Below are 18247 nucleotides of genomic sequence, written 5' to 3' on the forward strand. Positions count from 1 at the left end.
CACCGCAGACGTTTCGGCCCACATGCCATCCGCACAACACGTGCAGGCAAATCGTGACCTGCCGCAGATGTGGATGGTTTCAGCCTAGTGGCCACTTCGAACCTCGTCTGTCTGTTTCCGCACAAAGTGCCACCAACCAGAGCGGTTGGTGAACCGCACGACCAGACGATGCGCCAGTGCAGTTTGGCAGGCCACACAATGATGCGAGCCTCAGCCTGCGCAGTCTTCGGTCACGGCCTACCCGCGGGCGGGCCAAGGCATGTGTCACATGACTGCGCTCGCGCCGTGCCCCGTCAGGTGCCGCCTGTCAGGCCAGGCGGCGTATTTGGGGTCGAAGCGCAGAAAGCGCTGCCACAGGCAGTATGCAGTGGGTGCTGCGCCCATCGGCGTGCCGGGGTGGCCGGAGTTTGCCTTTTCCTCCTGATCGATGGACAAGGTACGCAAGGTGTTGATGCAACTCAGGTCGAGGCCCGGCTGCTGATGCGCGTTCATGTTCGAGCGCACTTCTGTCGGATACGCAGCAGCAGGGCGTGCCATGAGTTCGCAAAGGCATCGACGCCCTCACGCTGCAAACGTGCGGCCAGTTCGTCATCGTCAATGCCCTCGCCTCGGAACGACTCGATCACTTCCTCGGCGTGACCACCGTCGACAGGCAGCGGCCCATCAACCCGACCGTGATCCGCAAAGGCCAGCAGTGTTTTCTCGGGTAGCGTGTTGATGGTGCCGGGCGCTGCCAGCGCCTGCACATAATAGGTATCGGGCTCGGCGGGATCCTTGGTGCCAGTGCTTGCCCACAGCAAGCGTTGCGGACGCGCGCCTGCAGCGGCCAGACGCTGCCAGCGCTCAGAAGCCAGCAGGCCGTGATGCGCCTTGTAGGTGCGCATGGCGATGGCGGTTCCCAGGCGATTGTGGAGCGGTGCCGCAACCACCTGCTTCGCCGCCACGTCCCAGCGGCTGACGAAGAGCGAAAGCACCGACGCCACCCGGGGGTCGAGCCCCGCCTCCAGCCTGCGCTCGATTCCACGCATGTATGCCTCGGCAGCCGCCAGCATGTGCTCGCGCGAAAATAGCAGCGTGACGTTGACCGGCACGCCATCGAAGATGACTTCCTCAATGGCCGCGACACCTTGGGGTGTACCCGGAATCTTGATAAACAGGTTTCGCCTGTCAGCCTTCGCATACAGACGGTTCGCCGCCTCTATGGTGTGAGCCGTGTTGTCGGCCAGTAGCGGCGAGACCTCCAGCGACACCCAGCCGTCATCACCATCACTGGCTTCGAAGTCTGGCAGAAACAGATCTGCGGCCTCGGTCAGATCCTCGATGGCGAGTTCGAAGAACAGGTCTTCTCCCGACAGACCTGTTTCCACCAAAGAGCGGATACTCGCGTCGTAGCTGTCACTGCACCCAATGGCATGCTCGAAAATCGTCGGATTCGAGGTCAGACCTGTGACCGACAGCTCACGGATATAGCGCGCCAGTGTGCCACTGCGCAGAAGAGTGCGCGTGATGTTGTCGAGCCAGATGCGCTGGCCGAGTTGGTGAAGTGTCTGTGTCGCGTTCATGAGGAAGGCCTTGAGTGCTGTTGGTTCGGGGTACGGCAGTCGCTGTTGGCAGCAATGAAGCAATTCACTGCGCGCACACTGCAACGGGCATGTATCCAGCGGCTTGCGAGAGACTGTTCGACCAGCACGGGTTCGACTGCAGCAAGCTGTCAGCCCACTCTGTGGTTTCCACATGGTCAGGTCTGTACGACAGCGCACGCGGAAACCGGCGTCTTCGATTCGGCATCGTCCCTGTTGGACTTCGGATGGAGTGTGCGGCAACGAACTGTTCGCGACGCGGGTCGGGGCATAACGTATGCTGATGAACCAAATACACACGCCAACACCAAAGGACCAATCCGCATTCAAAGATCTGGATGCCTACTGGCGCGCAGCCAACTACGTATCGGTCGGCCAGATCTTCCTGTGGGACAACCCGCTGCTGCGGCGACCGCTGGCCCTGGCCGACGTGAAGCCCATGTTGCTTGGACACTGGGGCACGACGCCGGGCCAGAACTTCATCTATGTGCACCTGAACCGCGTCATCAAGGCCTACGACCTGGACATGATCTATGTCTCGGGACCCGGTCACGGGGGACCGGCCGTGGTCGGCAACACCTACCTCGAGGGCAGCTACAGCGAGGTCTATCCCGAAATCAGCCGCGACGAATCGGGGCTGAGAAAGCTGTTCAGGCAGTTCTCATTTCCGGGCGGGATTCCCAGCCATGCTTCGCCCGAGTGCCCGGGCTCGATCCACGAGGGTGGCGAACTTGGCTATTCGTTAAGCCATTCCTTCGGCGCCGTCTTTGACAACCCCGAGCTGATCGTGGCCTGTGTGGTCGGCGACGGCGAGGCAGAGACCGGCCCCCTGGCAACCGCCTGGCACTCGAACAAGTTCCTTGACCCGGCTACCGACGGTGCGGTGTTGCCGATCCTGCACCTCAATGGCTACAAGATCGCCAACCCGACGGTGCTGGCGCGGATCACGCATGAAGAACTGGAGCAGTTCTTCCGCGGCTGCGGCTGGACACCGATCTTCGTCGAAGGGCATGAGCCCGTGCAGATGCACGCGTTGATGGCCGCAGCGCTGGATCAGGCGGTACAGGAGATTCGGCGATTTCAGTGTCAGGCACGCGAACACGGCCAGATGGAGCGACCGCGCTGGCCGATGATCGTGCTGAACTCCCCCAAGGGCTGGACCGGCCCAAAGGAAGTTGACGGCGAACCCAACGAAGGCAACTTCCGATCCCATCAGGTACCACTGCACCCAGCCGAACACGCTGGGCACTTGAAGCTGCTCGAGGATTGGCTGCTCAGCTACCGCCCCGACGAGCTGTTCGACGAGCATGGCGGTCTGCGGCCGGAGCTGGCCGCGCTGGCACCGAGCGGGCTCCGACGCATGGGCGCCAATCCCCATGCCAACGGTGGCCAACTGTTGCGCGACCTGAAGATGCCCGACTACCGCGAGTACGCTGCACAAGTGCCTGCACCGGGTGTACCGGGCGTCGGCGACACGCGCGTGCTCGGCCCCTTTCTGCGCGACGTGGCGCGCTTGAACGATGCAGAGCGCAACTTCCGCATTCTCGGGCCGGACGAGACCGTCTCCAATGGCCTGGCCGCGGTGTTCGAAACGACCAACCGCCAGTGGAACGCCGCCACGGCACCGGATGACAAATGGCTGGCACCGCAGGGTCGGGTCATGGAAATGCTCAGCGAACACCAGTGCGAAGGCTGGCTCGAGGGCTATCTGCTCACTGGCCGGCACGGCCTGTTCAATTGCTACGAAGCCTTCATTCACATCGTCGACTCGATGTTCAACCAGCACGCGAAATGGCTGAACGTCAGCGCCGACCTCCCGTGGCGGCGCAAGATCGCGTCGCTGAATTACCTGCTGGCTTCACATGTCTGGCGCCAGGACCACAACGGCTTTACCCACCAGGATCCGGGGTTCATTGACCTCGTTGTGAACAAAAGCGCCGAGGTCGTTCGGGTCTACCTCCCGCCCGATGCGAACTGCCTGCTGTCGGTGATGGACCATTGTCTGCGCAGCCGGCACTACGTCAACGTGGTGATCGCCGGCAAGCATCCGGCACCCCAGTGGCTGACCATGGACGCGGCTGTCGCGCACTGCGCCGCCGGCATCGGCATCTGGGAATGGGCCAGCAACGAGTCCGCCGATGGAGAGGCCGGCGCGGAGCCCGATGTCGTCATGGCCTGCTGCGGCGACGTACCGACGCTGGAAACACTGGCCGCGGTGTCGATCCTGCGCGAGGCGCTGCCGGACTTGCGCGTCCGGGTTGTCAACGTCGTCGACCTGATGAAGCTACAGCCGCCGAGCGAGCATCCACACGGCTTGTCCGACGAGGGCTTTGACGCGCTGTTCACCCGCGACAAACCGGTCATCTTCGCGTTCCACGCCTACCCCTGGCTGATCCATCGGCTGACCTACCGCCGCACCAATCACAAAAACATTCACGTTCGCGGCTACAAGGAAGAAGGCACCATTACCACTCCCTTCGACATGACCGTGCTGAACGATCTGGACCGCTTCCACCTGGTGATGGACGCCATCGACCGCTTACCGCAGACCGGTGCTGAAGGTGCGAATCTGAAGGTCCGTCTCGCGGCCAAGCTCGAAGAGCACAAACGCCATATCCGCACTTACGGTCAGGACATGCCTGAAATCCGCAACTGGCGCTGGTAGGCAACGATATGAGCGAAAGAGATGATGACAAAAATTGAAAAGCTGGAACTGGAAGCGCATCGCGACCAACTGGAAACCGACGTCAAGGATCTGGTCGACAAGTACCTGGCCATTTCCGAATGGGACGTACCCGATATTGATGAGCCGCTCGCGAACAGGCTGATCATCGCGGCCATCAGGGATGCACTCGACCACGTTGAACAGGGCTTGCAGCCCTCCCCACCGGCATGATCAGCCCTTGTTTTCTGCTGCACACACCGCACATCGGGCGTTCAGCGTCTTGCGCACCTCCGCCAGCCGCCTTTCGAGCCGGGTACGGTCATAGCTGGCTACGATGCAGCGATCAACCAGCTCAGCAATACACTGCAGTTGCTCTTCGAGCGCCTGAATGTGACTGAAGTTGGTCGTCAGACTGCCGATGGTTTCGAGGGCACTGAGCATTCGCGCCAGTATGGCAACGTTATCCCCGGCGCTACGCCGAATCTGGTCGAAGGCCTCAGCCAACAGCCCCTCAAAACTCGGAACAATCGCCACCACACGTAGGCTCTCGCCCTCGTAAAGATGCGACGGCGGAAACTGCCGGTCTACCACGCGCGCCAGAATAGCGCTCAGATAATCCACGCATATCACCGCTGTTGAGGTGTCGTTGATCCCTGGAGAAAGCGCCTTCATGGCCATATCGACGATCTGTCGAATACCGAAAGCCGGATCCTGGTCCACCGTGCGATGGCGCCCAATAGTGTATGCATCATTCAGCGCATCAACCAGATTCTGATCTGGCGGGTAAGTCAGGGCGAGCGATAAGAGGGTCGTATTTTCCACAACGAATGCGCCGATGCCGTGTTCCATTCGGACGACTGCCCTGTTCTCCCCCGCCAGATGCAGCAACACGCTGCTCTCGACGCTCATGACGTAACCACTCTCGGCTCCTGGCACCGGAAACCACGTTCTATCGTCCAGCGACTCGAGAACCTGTTTCCTGCCTTCATCTTCAACGGGACCTTCAATCGATTGTTTCGGCAGCAGCCGATCAATCGAAGCGCGGGTCTCCTGACCAACCGAGGCGACGATGCTGGAAGCCTGAATCGACGATGCAATATGATGGATGAAATAGATGAGGACAACCACGCCACCCAGAGCCATCACAAACGCGAAGAACACCGCAAGGTTCGGCACATACTCGTCCGCACCACCATTGCCGCGAATGGTGCGCAATACGATCAGGTAATACGCAAAAATGCTGGCGAAGACCCCCAGCGTCGCTTGCGTCACACGACTGCGCATGAAGTTCCTCAGAACCCGCGACGTGTATTGCCCCGACGCCAGCACCAGTGCCAGCAAGGTCATGGAGAACGTGATGCCCATCACCGTCATCATTGAACCGGCCAGTGTGGACAACATCTGGCGGGCGCCTTCTGCTCCAACGCCAAACAACCGTGGCCACTGGCTCTGCCACTGTGTCAAACCGGCGGACTCGACTTCGATCAACACCACCGCAAAGATAATGCTGTCCATCACCATCAGCGATGGCATAAACCAGAAGCTCGATCGCAGATCACCCCATAACAATCTTGGCTTATTCACCCGGCCACCTCCGATTCAGCGTTTCAGACGCGTGTGCTACACAATCTTTGGGCCATCAATCATTTGCTTAAGTCCATTTGCAAGGCTGCGCTGCGACCTGACCTGCCCCGATTCTTCGGACCACGAGTTACTTGAGACGAATGGCCTCATGGTCGTTGCCTGACTGGTTCTGAACGTACTGCGCCGGGGTCAGGTATCCCAGCGCAGAATGCGGTCGTACTTCGTTGTAATGACGGCGCCACTGCTCGATGACGACGCGCGCCTCAAGGCGGTTGCGAAAGTATTCCATGGATAGGCACTCGTCGCGGAACTTGCCGTTGAAGCTTTCGTCGGTGCCGTTCTGCCATGGCTTGCCCGGCTGCGACAGCGCCATCTGCAATCCCTCATCGGTCGCCCACTGGAGCAACCGCGTCGAGACGAACGCCGGGCCGTTGTCCGAGCGCAATGCTTTCGGCGCTCCGCGTTCGCTGATCAAGCGGCTCAAGACATCGATGACGCGCTCCGAGCGGATGCTGCCCGCGACGTCGATCGCCAGCGCCTCGCCACCATTTTTTTGCCGTAATCTCCTTCATCACGTCGATCTCCAGATCCCGCTCCGCCAGCATCTTCTTGAGCCGCGCGTTCTCGGCCTCCAGCTGCCGCAGTCGCTTGACCTCGTCCGAGTTCATGGCGCCAAAGCGCTTACGCCACGTGTAGATCGTCTGCTCGCTCACCCCGTGCTTCTTCGAGACATCCGCGACCGCCAAACGATCGGCCTCCCGCAGGATCCTGACCATCTGTTCTTCTGTAAAACGGCTCTTGCGCATGGCTTCCTCTTCTTCTTGGAAGCCATCCTCTCAAGTTTCAGCTGGCCCGAAAAGCCTGGAGCAGGTCAACATCATGGCGCTCGTCGTCCATTAATAAAATTCACCAAAACCATGATAACGGCAACTACCAGAAGGAGGTGGATGAAACCTCCCAAGGTGTAGGCAGTTACAAACCCAAGAAGCCACAGGATGACTAATACAACCGCAATTGTATAAAGCATGGAATATACCTCTTATCGTTTGATTTACCGGTTCGTGACTGACGAAAATCTGGCGCAAGCTGGTTGACGGATCGGCCGCCAACCATCGAAAATTTCCGAAGCACCGCAGTGCCGCTGCCAGCGACGCTGCAACATGCACCGCCGCATTGACGGGCACGTGACAGCACGATTTTCACTTTTCAGTCACGACTTTGATTTCATTCTTCACAGAAGTCACACCTTTAACCCCCTTCGCAATTGAAACGGCCCTGTCCACGGCAGTTTGGTTCGCTGCGCTGCCAGTCAAAACGACCGCACCATGCGAATCGGTATCAACGTTGATCTTGACGAGGCTCGCCACTTTTTCAGCAGCCAGTTCCGCCTTGACCTTCGTTGTAATAACCGAATCCATGACATATTCGGTAACCGCGGACTTCTCGGTGTCGGCTGTATAACCGGTTACCGGCAGCAGGAACAGGCCAGTGACGAAAATGCATGCAGTAAGTTTATTGTTCATGATGTGTCCTCTCGTTGATCGTTGAAAATACGACGCGCGTGGCAGCAGAGGCTTGCCAGTTGTCGTAACTGTGGTTTATCACTGCATCGTATTGCGATTCTGTGCGCCGGCATACATAGCAAGCATTTTCTCAAAAACGTTGCCTAGCGTCTTTTCGTGAATTCCACGATCAATCAAAATATTTGGCAGAATCGAGAATTTTCCGGCTCGCAAGAGATCGAATCCCGCCGCCCAATTCAGATCGAATGATCGGGAATCAGGCCCTATGCTTGCTAGCGTACAGACGAATCTTCGCGGCCCAGTCAGCTTTAGCCAATCGCATCAGCTGCACCTATCCACGACAGGCAACACTCAGCCAAGCGATGCGCCAAATCGAAGGAGATTTCAGTGATACGCGAGACCCACTATGCAACCTTGAACGTCGATCGATGCGCTTCTTCTGCCGAGATCAAATCGGCTTTCCGTTCCCTGGCCCAGCGCTTTCATCCAGATGTCACCAAGGACAAGGATGGCGAACGCAAATTCAAGGATGTCGCCGAAGCCTACAGAACACTCAAACGAGTCGATTCGAAGCGCGCCTACGACTATCAGATAAATAATTTTTGCGCTGACAAGACAATCCTGACCCTCAGCATTCCCGGAATCGGAAATTTCAACTGGGGGTTGATTCCCTTTCCATGCTGTTTATGGTTCTGGATAGATTGAGGCCCGGATGCCGACGGACATTTCCATCTCGTCTGACACGGCGATGGTCGTGAAAAACTTTCCGATTGTCTGCGTCGGAGGTTCAGCCGGGGGGCTCGACGCCTATATCCGACTATTGCGGAACCTACCATGCGACATGGGCGTGGCTATTGTCATCGTCAATCACATCACGACCGTGCCAACGCAACTCCATGAAGTGCTGCCTCGCTTCACCACGATGCCGGTCGATCTGATCACCGAAAGGCTGTTGATCGAACCAAACCATGTTTTCATTATCCCGTCCAATCGCGATTTGCACGTCGATGGAGAAGACTTTCACCTCAAACCAATCTCAAAGCCACGCGGTTGGCCTGATGTGATTACGGTCTTTCTACGCTCACTCACCGCACACTGGGGCGGCACGCTGATTGCGGTCATTGTCTCCGGCTACGACGGCGACGGCGCCGACGCATTATGCGGGATCAAGGAAATCTGTGGCATTACGATTGCCCAAAAACCGAGCACCGCCAAACAACCCGACATGCCGGAGAGCGCGATTTCCAGCGGTTGCATCGATTTCATTTTATCTCCCGAAGATATCGCTGTGGAAATTGTTCGAATTGCTCGCGCTGAATAGCAATGCAATTGTATTTTCCGGCGGCGTTTTGCGAACGCTTGTGGAAAGAGCTTCAAGGAGGCGCCGGTCACGGAGAGATCCAGCAGGAAGTAATTCGCCCCGCTCAATCCACTAATTACTCTTCTCTCACTGCAACAGGAACAGATAATGCGCAACATTATTTATATCGTCGGCGGCTTCAAGTCTGAAGTGAAAAACCGGGTTTCAAGTTCATGATTTCTCGTGCAAGGACTTCAGCAGGCGTTTTAAAGCCGAGACATTTGCGAGGGCGGTCGTTTAGTTGTCGTGCAATTGCATTGAGATAACCTTGCGGACCGGCGAAATAGACGTCGATCTTCAGTCGCGTAGCCAGCGCCTCGTGGCGCGCCATCTCTTTGCCCTGATCGTAGGTCAGCGTCTTTCTCACGCACGGTGGGACATGAGGAACTTGCGCGTGAAGGCTTCCAGGATGGCTTCTGCGGTGCAGTCGCGCAGTTTGGTCATCAGCAGGTAACGCTCTTGTGCTCAACCAGTGAGCCGACCGCGCTGCGATTTCCGGCCCCTTGATCAGATCGCCCTCCCGGTGGCCCGGGATCAGGCGAGCCGCCGCCTCAATCGGACGCAGGTGGGTCGAGGTCATGTTCTGCAGCTGACCTCGGCGGTCCTGGCCCCGCGTGCGCGGCATCCTGGCCTTGCGAGCAAAACGCAACTGAGCGATCAACTCGCCGCGCAACTCGCCGCGCGGCAAGGCGTAGATATCGCAATAGATCGTCTCGTGCGAAACGTGACGGACAAGATCATCCGGTTCATCAATCGCAGTTTGCCCGCAACTTGCTCGGGCGACCACCCCATCGCCATCAACTCACGCACCCGACTCAGCAGCAACGAGCCAGCCTTAAGCTTGACCGTCCGACGCCGCCGGCGTGCCAGCGTCGCACGCGCTGCGCGTACCGTGTCGTAACTCTTGCCAACCGTGTTTCGCTCCACCTCACGCGTTACCGCCGACGGCGGCCGATTGAGTTGTCGGGCAATTGCCCGACAACTCAATCCCTTATTCCGGCACCGTTGAATCTCGTTGCGGTCGTCCATGTTCAACTGGCTGGAGTAATTTCCCATCGGTACACCCTATCAAATTCGGGTGTTGCACTTCAGGTTAGAGCGCGCCCACTCAATTACGATCAGCGCCATTATTTGTGTATCAGCTTCAAGCTTACTGCACGCATATACACGATAGTTGTGACCTGCAATAATCGCTGCAGTCTGTAACTTTCCTTGTAAAAGAGCCCCAATTAAGGGGCTCTTTGCAACATCTCTCTGCAACCCTTAAACCCATATAAATCTAAAGGCTAGCAAAAGGTAATCATTCCCACTCGATCGTCGCCGGCGGCTTGCCGGAGATGTCATACACCACCCGGTTGATGCCCCGCACTTCGTTGATGATCCGGTTGCTGACCTTGCCGAGCAGGCTGTGCGGCAGTTCCGCCCAGTGCGCGGTCATGAAGTCCTGCGTCTGCACCGCACGCAGCGCCACCACGTACTCGTAGGTGCGGCCGTCGCCCATCACGCCGACGCTCTTTACCGGCAGGAACACAGCAAACGCCTGGCTGGTCTTGTCGTACCAATCCGAGGCACGCAGTTCGTCGATGAAGATCGCATCGGCACGGCGCAGCAGATCGGCAAATTCCGACTTCACCTCACCGAGGATCCGCACACCCAGACCCGGACCAGGGAAAGGATGGCGATACACCATGTCATGCGGCAGTCCCAGCGCAACGCCGAGTTCGCGAACCTCGTCCTTGAACAGTTCGCGCAGCGGCTCGAGCAGCTTCAGCCCCAGAGTTTCGGGCAAGCCGCCAACGTTGTGGTGGCTCTTGATCGTGTGCGCCTTCTTGTTCTTGGCACCACCCGATTCGATCACATCCGGATAGATCGTGCCTTGGGCCAGCCACTTGGCCTTGGGCAGCTTCTTCGCTTCGGCCTGAAAAACCTCAACGAACTCGCGGCCGATGATCTTGCGCTTCTGCTCCGGGTCGGTGATGCCCTTGAGGTGACCAAGGAACTGCTCAGACGCATCGACGTGGATCACCTTCGCATGCAGGCGTCCGGCAAACATCTCCATCACCATCTTGCCTTCGTTCAGACGAAGCAGACCATGATCGACGAACACGCAGGTCAGCTGATCGCCGATGGCGCGGTGAATGAGCGCCGCGGCGACAGAAGAATCAACACCACCGGAAAGACCCAGAATGACTTCCTCGTCACCGACCTGTTCCCGAATACGCTCCACGGCTTCAGCGATATAGTCAGGCATGTTCCAGTCATGACCGCAGCCACAGATCTCATGAACGAAACGGCCGATGATTTCCTTGCCCTTGATCGTGTGGGTAACCTCGGGATGGAACTGCACGCCGTAGAAACCCCGATCTTCGTCTGCCATCGCGGCGATCGGCGTGGATTCGTTACTGCCGATGATCTTGAACCCGGGCGGCAAACCGGTGACCTTGTCGCCGTGACTCATCCACACATCAAGCAGGCCGTGACCAGCTTCATTGCTGCGATCCTGAAGATCTGTGAACAGCTTGGAGTGCCCCTGCGCGCGCATCTCGGCATACCCGAACTCGCGCGTCGTCGAGCTTTCGACCTTTCCGCCCAGCTGCGACGCCATGGTCTGCATGCCATAGCAGATACCCAGCACGGGTACACCGGCCTCGAACACGGCCTGCGGCGCACGCCAGTCTGCCGCCTCGTACACCGAGTTCGGCCCGCCCGAAAGGATGATGCCGTCAGCGCCGAACTCGCGCACGAACTCGTCGCTGACATCGTAGGGATGAAGCTCGCAATAGACCTGCTGCTCACGCACACGGCGCGCGATCAGCTGGGAAACCTGGGAGCCGAAATCAAGAATGAGGATTTTCTGGTGGGACATGACTGCCTCAAAATGAAGAAAGGCGGCCCGAGGCCGCCTGTTCCGGTTCAGAAACGCACTTAGCCAACGTGGTAGTTGGGTGCTTCCTGGGTGATCTGAACATCGTGCACATGCGACTCGCGTACGCCCGCCGAAGTAATCTCGACGAACTGGGCGCGATCGTGCATGGCGGGAATGTTCTCACAACCAAGGTAACCCATCGAAGCACGCAAGCCACCGACCAGCTGGTGGATCACGGCGCCGACCGAACCCTTGTACGGAACGCGTCCCTCGATGCCCTCGGGCACGAGCTTGTCGATGTTGGCCGAACTGTCCTGGAAGTACCGGTCTGCAGCGCCCTTTTCCATCGCACCGAGCGAACCCATGCCACGGTATGACTTGTAGGAACGGCCCTGGAACAGAACCGTTTCACCGGGCGCCTCTTCGGTACCGGCGAACAGGCCGCCAAGCATCACCACGTTGGCACCGGCTGCGATCGCCTTGGCGATGTCACCCGAATAACGGATGCCGCCGTCGGCAATCATCGGCACACCACTGCCAAGCAGCGCACGGGCGACGTTGTCGATGGCCGTGATCTGCGGCACACCGACACCGGCAACGATACGCGTGGTGCAGATCGAACCCGGTCCAATGCCGACCTTCACGCCGTCGGCGCCGGCATCGACCAGCGCTCGTGCAGCGTCACCGGTCGCGATGTTGCCGCCGACGACCTCGACCTGCGGGAAATTCTTCTTGACCCAGCGCACCCGGTCGATCACGCCCTGAGCGTGACCATGGGCCGTATCGACCACGATCATGTCAACGCCGGCCTCAGCCAGCAGTTCGGCACGCTCTTCGGTGCCTGCGCCGACGCCGATGGCTGCCGCTACGCGCAAACGACCGAGTTCGTCCTTTGCCGCCAGCGGATGCTCGGTGGACTTCATCATGTCCTTGACCGTGATCAGCCCGCACAACTCGCCGTCGTCGTTGAGCACCAGCACGCGCTCGAGACGGTGCTTGCGCAGCAGTTCACGCGCCTCATCGAGACTCGCGCCCTCTTTTACCGTCACCAGGCGGTCCTGCGGGGTCATGATGGCGGACACCGGTTGCTCGAGATTGCTCTCAAACCGGAGGTCGCGGTTGGTCACGATACCGACCACCTTCTTGCCATCGATGACGGGCAGACCCGAAAACTTGTGCTGACGGGTCAGGGCCACGACCTCGCCGACCCGCATCGTCGGCGGAACGGTAATCGGGTCCTTGAGCACGCCGGACTCATGGCGTTTGACCTTATGCACCTCGGCAGCCTGTTGCTGCGGGGTAAAGTTCTTGTGCACCACACCAATCCCGCCATCCTGAGCCAGTGCAATGGCCAGACGGGACTCGGTAACGGTATCCATTGCGGCGGATACCAGCGGAATATTCAGGCGGATGTTACGGGTAACCTGACTCTGCAAGCCGACATCGCGCGGGAGAACCGTCGAGTGGGCGGGAACGAGAAGGACGTCATCAAACGTCAGCGCCTTCTGGATCACTCGCATGGCTTTTATCCTTTCGACCAAATCCGTATTATACAGAGGCCTCTCGCGCCGTGTAAGCGGTGCAGCAACCCGGAGATCTGCCTGATGATGCGTCCCGCCCTTGTTTTGATCGCACTTCTGACCGCGCTGCCGGTTTCAGCCGAAATTTTCAGTTGGAAAGACAAGGACGGAAAGGTCAATTTCTCAGACGTTCCCCCGCCGACAGGCGAAGTGAAAACCCTGCGCGAAGCCGCCCCGCGCCCTGCCACGACCACCACATCGGGCGAGCCTGCAGCAAAACCCAAGACCCTGGCCGAGAAGGAACTCGAGTTTCGGCAGCGCCGGGCAGCAGAAGCTGAAGCCCAGGCCAAGGCCGAAAAAGAGCAGTCCGAGTCCGCCGAGCGCCAGCGGGTGTGCGAAGACATGCGCAACCAGCTCGCTGCGCTCAAGTCCGGGCAAAGAATCGCACGCTTCAACAGTGCGGGCGAACGCGTGATGCTCACCGATGCCGAACGTGGCAGCGAGACCGAGCGCATTCAGAAACAGATCGACGAATCCTGCAAGTAAGGCCCCGGCGCGCGCCGGAACCGCCGCTCAGGACTCTTCCGCCGGGCCACCACCCTTCTTCATGACCTTGCCCTCGTCCGCGCGCTTCTTGCGCACGGCCTTTGGATCGGCGATCAGCGGACGATAGATTTCGACGCGGTCGCGATCGCGAAGCACCGCATCCGGCTTGGCAAGCTTGGCGTAGATGCCCAGCTTGTTCGCGCCGTTGATATCGATCTCCGGGTATTTCTGCAACAAGCCCGACGCCTCAACCGCATCGCGGACACAGGCGCCTTCCTGCAGACGCACACTGACAAGCTCCTGCCGCTGCGGCAAGGCGTAGGTAACTTCGACGTTGATGGTCGCGGCCATGTTTATCCCTTCGCGTAGACCTGCGCTGCACGTTTGACGAAAGAATCGACGAAAGTGTTGGCGATGTGGTTGAACACCGGCCCCAGCACCTTTTCCAGCAGCTTGCTGGAGAACTCGTAGTGGAGGTTGAACTCCACCTTGCATGCGGTCTCGCCCAGCGCGGTGAAGCGCCAGTTGCCGTCGAGGTGATTGAACGGGCCATCGGTCAGCCGGATGATCATCTCGGTTGGCGGATGCTTTTCGTTTTCAGTGCTGAAATGCGCCTTGATGCCGTGATAGTTGATATGAATCGTCGCACCGGTGACTTTCTCGGTACGCTGATGCACTTCCGTGCCTCCACACCAGGGCAGGAACTGCGGATAGTCTTCGCAACGATCCACCAGTTCAAACATCTGGGCAGGCGTGAATTCGATCAGAACCAGTTTCTTGACGTCGGCCATCGGGTATCGGGCGATCCAGTCGCCGAACTGCTAAAATGCGCGATTCTACCGCAAAGGCTCGGTCCGTCATTCCGGACGAACATATCCGCCCATGAGCATCATCGACAATCGCAAGGCCTACCATGACTACTTCATTGAAGAGAAGTACGAGGCCGGGCTCGTCCTCGAGGGCTGGGAAGTCAAGGCCATCCGGGCCGGCCGCGCGAACATCAAGGAAGCCTACATCATCATGCGGGGCGAGGAACTCTTCATCCTCGGCATGCACATCACCCCGCTGACGAGCGCATCCACCCACATTCACGCCGATCCGGTCCGCACCCGCAAGCTGCTGCTGCATGGTCACGAGCTTGCCAAACTGATCGGCAAGGTCGAGCGCGCCGGCTTCACCCTCGTTCCGCTCGACCTGCACTACAACAAGGGCCGGGTGAAGGCGGAAATCGGCCTGGCGAAGGGCAAGAAGCAGTTCGACAAGCGCGAGGACGACAAGAAGCGCGACTGGGAACGCGAAAAGCAGCGCCTGATGCGGGCGAAAGGCTGATCAGACGGGCGCGACAGGCAATCACCCTGCTCGCGCCCACCGCGGGCCTCAGGAACTGCAGGACAGCATGGAGCACCCTGCACGGTTACGTGCCCACTCGGGACGCCGGGCAGCGAAGTGCTCTCGCCCAGGCTGCACTTCGTAGGGACGCCGGAAGGTGTCCAGCAGCTCGTTCACGCGCGACAGATCGCCCTGCTCCGCTGCATCGATCGCCTGCTGCGCCAGATAGTTGCGCGGCACATAGAGCGGATTGACGGCATTCATCCGCGCGCGCCTGGCCTCGGCCGACTCGCCCCCCTGCTCCACCCGTGCGGCGTATTCCGCCAGCCAGGCTTCAAACGTCGGTCGCGATTCAGTACGGCGACTCTCGTCGTAAAAGACATCGGCAAAAAGGTCGGCATCCGGCGCCCGCGTATCGACATTGGCGAGCGTGCGATAGAACAGGCTCATGTCCATCTCGCCCTCGAACATCAGGCGGTGCAGGGACTCAAGCAAGGCAGCATCGCCGTCGCGCCATTCATCCAGCCCCAGCTTGGCGGCGCTCATTCTGCTGTTCTCCGCCTCATAGACGTCGCCAAACAGCGCGAGCGCCCCTTCCAGCGCCGCCGCATCGCGCATTGCCGGATGCAGCGCGTTGGCGAGTTGCCACAGGTTCCAGTGCGCGATCTTGGGCTGGTGGCCAAAGCGGTAACGGCGCATGCCTTCGTCCGTGGTGTTCGGCGTCCAGTCGGGGTCGAAGTTGTCGATCCAGCCGTAGGGCCCGTAGTCAATCGTGAGGCCAAGAATCGACATGTTGTCGGTGTTCATCACCCCGTGAACGAATCCGACACGCGTCCAGTGCGCCACCATCACCGCCGTGCGACGGCACACTTCCTCGAACCAGCGTACGCGGCGCAGCGCGCCATCGCCTTCGAGCTCGGGAAAGTCTCGGTCGATGGTGAAGTCGATCAGGCGCCCGAGCAGATCGACCTCGCCGCGTGCGGAAAAGATCTCGAAGTTGCCGAATCGAATGAAGGATGGCGCCACCCTGCACACCACTGCTCCCGGCTCCTGCCTCGGGTTGCCGTTATAGAACATGTCGCGCACCACCGCATCGCCCGTACCGACCAGCGACAGCGCGCGGGTCGTCGGCACCCCCAGATGATGCATTGCTTCGCTGCACAGGAACTCGCGAATGGATGAGCGCAGCACCGCTCGACCATCCGCCCGGCGCGAATAGGGCGTCGGGCCGGCGCCCTTGAGCTGCAGCTCCCAGCGCTGCCCCTTGCCGTTGATCGTCTCGCCGAGCGTGATGGCGCGGCCGTCACCGAGCTGGCCCGCCCAGTTGCCGAACTGGTGTCCGCCGTAGCAGGCAGCGTATGGCTCCATGCCCGTCAGCAGGCGGTTGCCACCGAAGACCTCGGCGAACACCGGGTCAGCCACATCGCTTGCGTCCCAGCCGAGAAGCGCAGCAACTTCGGGCGACCATGCAAGCAGCCGGGGCTGGCTGACAGGGGTTGGATCGACTCGCGAGTAACACGCCCCCTGCACCTGCCGCAGCCGGCTTCCGGTCTCGGGGTCGGCAGGAAGTTCGCGAACGAAGCGATTGTCGAACTGGAGGTCTTTCATGGGGTTGGGCATTGGGGCGTCCAAAATGATGTCCTGTTGTTGAAGCATGGCCTGAACCTGAGCGCTCTCGCGTCAAGCAGGCCCGCGCGACCCGCAGGTCAGTGGGCGTCGCTTCGTTTGTCGATAAGGGATAGAACCTTAATCCGTTGATGAGTTCGATGCCCGCGTGGGCAGAGCCATGTGCCGTGGAAGCAAGAAACGGGCAGCGCGCGGAAAGCCCCAGTCAATCCACCGCATCAGACCTCAGACAGCGTGAGGGTCAGCGCCGTGGATCGAAGGCATCGCGAATCACGTCCGCGAACAGGTTGGCCGCAAGCACCAGCACGAACATGAAGGCGAACGCGGCAGTGAGAGACCACCAGACCATCGGCTCGCGGGCGAGTTCGGCCCGCGCCATGTTGATCATGGTGCCGAAACTGATCGTTGTCGGGTCCACGCCAATTCCGACATAGGACAACACCGCTTCCGCGAGCACCAGTCCCGAGAAGTCCATGACCAGCGCAATCATCACGATATGCATGACATTGGGCAGGATATGGCGCCGCAGGATGGTCGCGGTACTGGCGCCGAACGCACGTGCGGCCTGAACGTACTCCAGCTCACGCAGTTTCAGGGTCTCGCCGCGCAACAGTCTGCACAAGCCGGTCCAGCTCGTAATCCCGAGAATGAAGCACAAGGCCAGCAAGCGCGCGTCCGAGCGTTCGGCCGCCGTTTCGAACCAGTCGGGGTGCGTGTCGATCACCACCTGCATCATCAGCACCGCCGCCGCGATCAGCAGGACCCCCGGGATCGCATTCAGAACCGTGTACAGATACTGGATGACATCATCGACCCAGCCGCCCAGATACCCGGCTGCAATCCCGAGCGCAACCGCGAATGGCAGCATGACCAGCGTGGTGATGGTGCCGATGACGAGCGCAGTGCGCACGCTCTTGAGCGACAGGTAAAGCACGTCCTGCCCCACCTTGTCGGTCCCGATCACGTGATAAAGCGGCGCAAGCACATAGGCCGCCGCCACCAGCAGCGAAATCAATGCTGTGGTAACCAGCGCAGCGCGCCACGCAAGCGTCGTATGCCCGCAAAGTATGGCTCGCAGCGCGTCCCCATAACGTCCCTGGCGTCCCCGCCCCACGACGAGGGTGAGCACCGCCAGCACCGCAAGCATCGCGATGCCGGCATGGCTCAGGATGGTCACAAGGTGCTGCGCCAGGTCAGCGGCAATCGAAGCCCCTTCGGGAAGGTGGCTGCCACCGTGCTCCAGGCGCGGGTAGATCCGGGTCTGCCCACCGCCGGCGAGCTCAACCGTTTCACGCTGATAGAGGCGGTCGGCGAAAGGGGCCGAGTAGGTTTTCTCGGTGCGCAGGCGCAGGGGCGCCAATGCGTGGTCCAGCACGCTCAGCACTTCGGATGAGTAGATTGTTGCGGCGTCCGGCTGGCCCTCGACCGGCGGCAAGGCCGCACGGAAGTGCATGCTGTCCAGCAATCCGATCACGACGAACGCCATCAACACGGTCATCGACGCCATTCCCGCCGGACGCTGCCCGACCTTGCGCCAGGCCGCGCGCAGCGGTTCGTGGCGGCGGACATGCAGGGCCATCAACAGCGCGCCAGCCACCAGCACAAAGAGCAGGAGATCGGTCCACAACAGGACGGGCTGAAATTCCAT

At 59.9% G+C, this 18247-nt stretch carries 18 protein-coding genes and 2 pseudogenes; 6 read left to right on the forward strand and 14 right to left on the reverse strand.

What is annotated here, in order from left to right:
* Positions 1-264: 264 nt before the first annotated feature.
* Positions 265-492, reverse strand: a complete 228-nt coding sequence (locus CEW83_RS05080) for a hypothetical protein (protein ID WP_199915207.1) — start codon at positions 490-492, stop codon at positions 265-267.
* On the reverse strand, positions 489-1562 hold the full coding sequence (tal, locus tag CEW83_RS05085; RefSeq protein ID WP_108948369.1) for a transaldolase: 1074 nt from the start codon (positions 1560-1562) through the stop codon (positions 489-491). Before tal ends, CEW83_RS05080 begins: the two co-directional genes overlap by 4 nt.
* Before the next feature lie 301 nt (positions 1563-1863).
* Here tal and CEW83_RS05090 point away from each other — a divergent pair, with 301 nt between their 5' ends.
* The gene (locus tag CEW83_RS05090; RefSeq protein WP_108951216.1) at positions 1864-4245 is read left to right on the forward strand and encodes a phosphoketolase; all 2382 of its coding nucleotides are present in this window, start codon (positions 1864-1866) and stop codon (positions 4243-4245) included.
* A gap of 21 nt (positions 4246-4266) precedes the next feature.
* Positions 4267-4476, forward strand: a complete 210-nt coding sequence (locus CEW83_RS05095) for a hypothetical protein (protein ID WP_199915208.1) — start codon at positions 4267-4269, stop codon at positions 4474-4476.
* On the opposite strand, the gene CEW83_RS05100 is transcribed toward CEW83_RS05095, so the two are convergent.
* The 4 genes and pseudogenes from CEW83_RS05100 to CEW83_RS05115 form a co-directional block, all read right to left on the reverse strand.
* The gene (locus CEW83_RS05100) at positions 4477-5829 is read right to left on the reverse strand and encodes a DUF2254 domain-containing protein (protein WP_108948370.1); all 1353 of its coding nucleotides are present in this window, start codon (positions 5827-5829) and stop codon (positions 4477-4479) included.
* A 127-nt stretch (positions 5830-5956) separates the two neighbouring features.
* Positions 5957-6635, reverse strand: a pseudogene (locus CEW83_RS05105) (integrase core domain-containing protein).
* A gap of 71 nt (positions 6636-6706) precedes the next feature.
* A complete protein-coding gene (locus CEW83_RS05110) occupies positions 6707-6856 on the reverse strand; it encodes a lmo0937 family membrane protein (RefSeq protein ID WP_108948371.1) in 150 nt (49 codons plus the stop codon).
* Positions 6857-7028: 172 nt separating this feature from the next.
* On the reverse strand, positions 7029-7352 hold the full coding sequence (locus CEW83_RS05115) for a BON domain-containing protein (RefSeq protein WP_108948372.1): 324 nt from the start codon (positions 7350-7352) through the stop codon (positions 7029-7031).
* Positions 7353-7739: 387 nt separating this feature from the next.
* Between CEW83_RS05115 and CEW83_RS05120 the strand changes: the two genes are divergently transcribed.
* Both CEW83_RS05120 and CEW83_RS05125 read left to right on the forward strand, forming a co-directional pair.
* Positions 7740-8057 (forward strand): J domain-containing protein, encoded by a 318-nt coding sequence (locus tag CEW83_RS05120; protein WP_108948373.1) that lies wholly within the window; start codon positions 7740-7742, stop codon positions 8055-8057.
* Positions 8058-8064: 7 nt separating this feature from the next.
* Positions 8065-8673, forward strand: a complete 609-nt coding sequence (locus CEW83_RS05125) for a chemotaxis protein CheB (RefSeq protein WP_234418997.1) — start codon at positions 8065-8067, stop codon at positions 8671-8673.
* Between the two features lie 178 nt (positions 8674-8851).
* Here the strand turns inward: CEW83_RS05125 and CEW83_RS05130 are convergent, their stop codons facing one another.
* The 4 genes and pseudogenes from CEW83_RS05130 to guaB form a co-directional block, all read right to left on the reverse strand.
* Positions 8852-9499 (reverse strand): IS30 family transposase, encoded by a 648-nt coding sequence (locus CEW83_RS05130; RefSeq protein WP_234418998.1) that lies wholly within the window; start codon positions 9497-9499, stop codon positions 8852-8854.
* A gap of 188 nt (positions 9500-9687) precedes the next feature.
* A pseudogene (locus CEW83_RS21305) lies at positions 9688-9768 on the reverse strand (hypothetical protein); the annotation flags it as partial.
* A gap of 244 nt (positions 9769-10012) precedes the next feature.
* Positions 10013-11578, reverse strand: a complete 1566-nt coding sequence (guaA, locus tag CEW83_RS05135; protein WP_108948374.1) for a glutamine-hydrolyzing GMP synthase — start codon at positions 11576-11578, stop codon at positions 10013-10015.
* 59 nt (positions 11579-11637) lie between these two features.
* Entirely contained in the window at positions 11638-13098 is a 1461-nt protein-coding gene (guaB, locus tag CEW83_RS05140) for an IMP dehydrogenase (protein ID WP_108948375.1), read from the reverse strand.
* Between the two features lie 84 nt (positions 13099-13182).
* On the opposite strand from guaB, the gene CEW83_RS05145 reads away from it, so the two are divergent.
* A complete protein-coding gene (locus CEW83_RS05145; RefSeq protein ID WP_108948376.1) occupies positions 13183-13644 on the forward strand; it encodes a DUF4124 domain-containing protein in 462 nt (153 codons plus the stop codon).
* Between the two features lie 27 nt (positions 13645-13671).
* Here CEW83_RS05145 and CEW83_RS05150 read toward each other — a convergent pair whose 3' ends face one another.
* Together CEW83_RS05150 and CEW83_RS05155 are read right to left on the reverse strand one after the other, a co-directional pair.
* Positions 13672-13995, reverse strand: a complete 324-nt coding sequence (locus CEW83_RS05150) for an RnfH family protein (RefSeq protein WP_108948377.1) — start codon at positions 13993-13995, stop codon at positions 13672-13674.
* Positions 13996-13997: 2 nt separating this feature from the next.
* On the reverse strand, positions 13998-14435 hold the full coding sequence (locus tag CEW83_RS05155; protein ID WP_108948378.1) for a type II toxin-antitoxin system RatA family toxin: 438 nt from the start codon (positions 14433-14435) through the stop codon (positions 13998-14000).
* Positions 14436-14526: 91 nt separating this feature from the next.
* Here CEW83_RS05155 and smpB point away from each other — a divergent pair, with 91 nt between their 5' ends.
* On the forward strand, positions 14527-14973 hold the full coding sequence (gene smpB, locus CEW83_RS05160) for an SsrA-binding protein SmpB (protein ID WP_108948379.1): 447 nt from the start codon (positions 14527-14529) through the stop codon (positions 14971-14973).
* A 48-nt stretch (positions 14974-15021) separates the two neighbouring features.
* On the opposite strand, the gene CEW83_RS05165 is transcribed toward smpB, so the two are convergent.
* Together CEW83_RS05165 and CEW83_RS05170 are read right to left on the reverse strand one after the other, a co-directional pair.
* On the reverse strand, positions 15022-16581 hold the full coding sequence (locus CEW83_RS05165; protein WP_108948380.1) for a protein adenylyltransferase SelO: 1560 nt from the start codon (positions 16579-16581) through the stop codon (positions 15022-15024).
* Positions 16582-16840: 259 nt separating this feature from the next.
* Complete coding sequence (locus tag CEW83_RS05170) at positions 16841-18247, reverse strand: ABC transporter permease (protein ID WP_108948381.1); 1407 nt, start codon at positions 18245-18247, stop codon at positions 16841-16843.

Source organism: Parazoarcus communis (assembly GCF_003111645.1).
In the GTDB taxonomy this organism is placed as follows: domain Bacteria; phylum Pseudomonadota; class Gammaproteobacteria; order Burkholderiales; family Rhodocyclaceae; genus Parazoarcus; species Parazoarcus communis_A.

What these genes read in the sequence shown, in the direction of transcription:
- CEW83_RS05155 (WP_108948378.1), bottom strand. Translation starts at nt 14,435, where the DNA reads ATGGCCGACGTCAAGAAACTGGTTCTGATCGAATTCACGCCTGCCCAG.
- tal (WP_108948369.1), bottom strand. Translation starts at nt 1,562, where the DNA reads ATGAACGCGACACAGACACTTCACCAACTCGGCCAGCGCATCTGGCTC.
- CEW83_RS05145 (WP_108948376.1), top strand. Translation starts at nt 13,183, where the DNA reads ATGATGCGTCCCGCCCTTGTTTTGATCGCACTTCTGACCGCGCTGCCG.
- CEW83_RS05165 (WP_108948380.1), bottom strand. Translation starts at nt 16,581, where the DNA reads ATGAAAGACCTCCAGTTCGACAATCGCTTCGTTCGCGAACTTCCTGCC.
- CEW83_RS05110 (WP_108948371.1), bottom strand. Translation starts at nt 6,856, where the DNA reads ATGCTTTATACAATTGCGGTTGTATTAGTCATCCTGTGGCTTCTTGGG.
- CEW83_RS05090 (WP_108951216.1), top strand. Translation starts at nt 1,864, where the DNA reads ATGAACCAAATACACACGCCAACACCAAAGGACCAATCCGCATTCAAA.
- CEW83_RS05125 (WP_234418997.1), top strand. Translation starts at nt 8,065, where the DNA reads ATGCCGACGGACATTTCCATCTCGTCTGACACGGCGATGGTCGTGAAA.
- guaA (WP_108948374.1), bottom strand. Translation starts at nt 11,578, where the DNA reads ATGTCCCACCAGAAAATCCTCATTCTTGATTTCGGCTCCCAGGTTTCC.
- CEW83_RS05115 (WP_108948372.1), bottom strand. Translation starts at nt 7,352, where the DNA reads ATGAACAATAAACTTACTGCATGCATTTTCGTCACTGGCCTGTTCCTG.
- CEW83_RS05080 (WP_199915207.1), bottom strand. Translation starts at nt 492, where the DNA reads ATGAACGCGCATCAGCAGCCGGGCCTCGACCTGAGTTGCATCAACACC.
- guaB (WP_108948375.1), bottom strand. Translation starts at nt 13,098, where the DNA reads ATGCGAGTGATCCAGAAGGCGCTGACGTTTGATGACGTCCTTCTCGTT.
- CEW83_RS05095 (WP_199915208.1), top strand. Translation starts at nt 4,267, where the DNA reads ATGATGACAAAAATTGAAAAGCTGGAACTGGAAGCGCATCGCGACCAA.
- CEW83_RS05150 (WP_108948377.1), bottom strand. Translation starts at nt 13,995, where the DNA reads ATGGCCGCGACCATCAACGTCGAAGTTACCTACGCCTTGCCGCAGCGG.
- smpB (WP_108948379.1), top strand. Translation starts at nt 14,527, where the DNA reads ATGAGCATCATCGACAATCGCAAGGCCTACCATGACTACTTCATTGAA.
- CEW83_RS05170 (WP_108948381.1), bottom strand. Translation starts at nt 18,247, where the DNA reads ATGGAATTTCAGCCCGTCCTGTTGTGGACCGATCTCCTGCTCTTTGTG.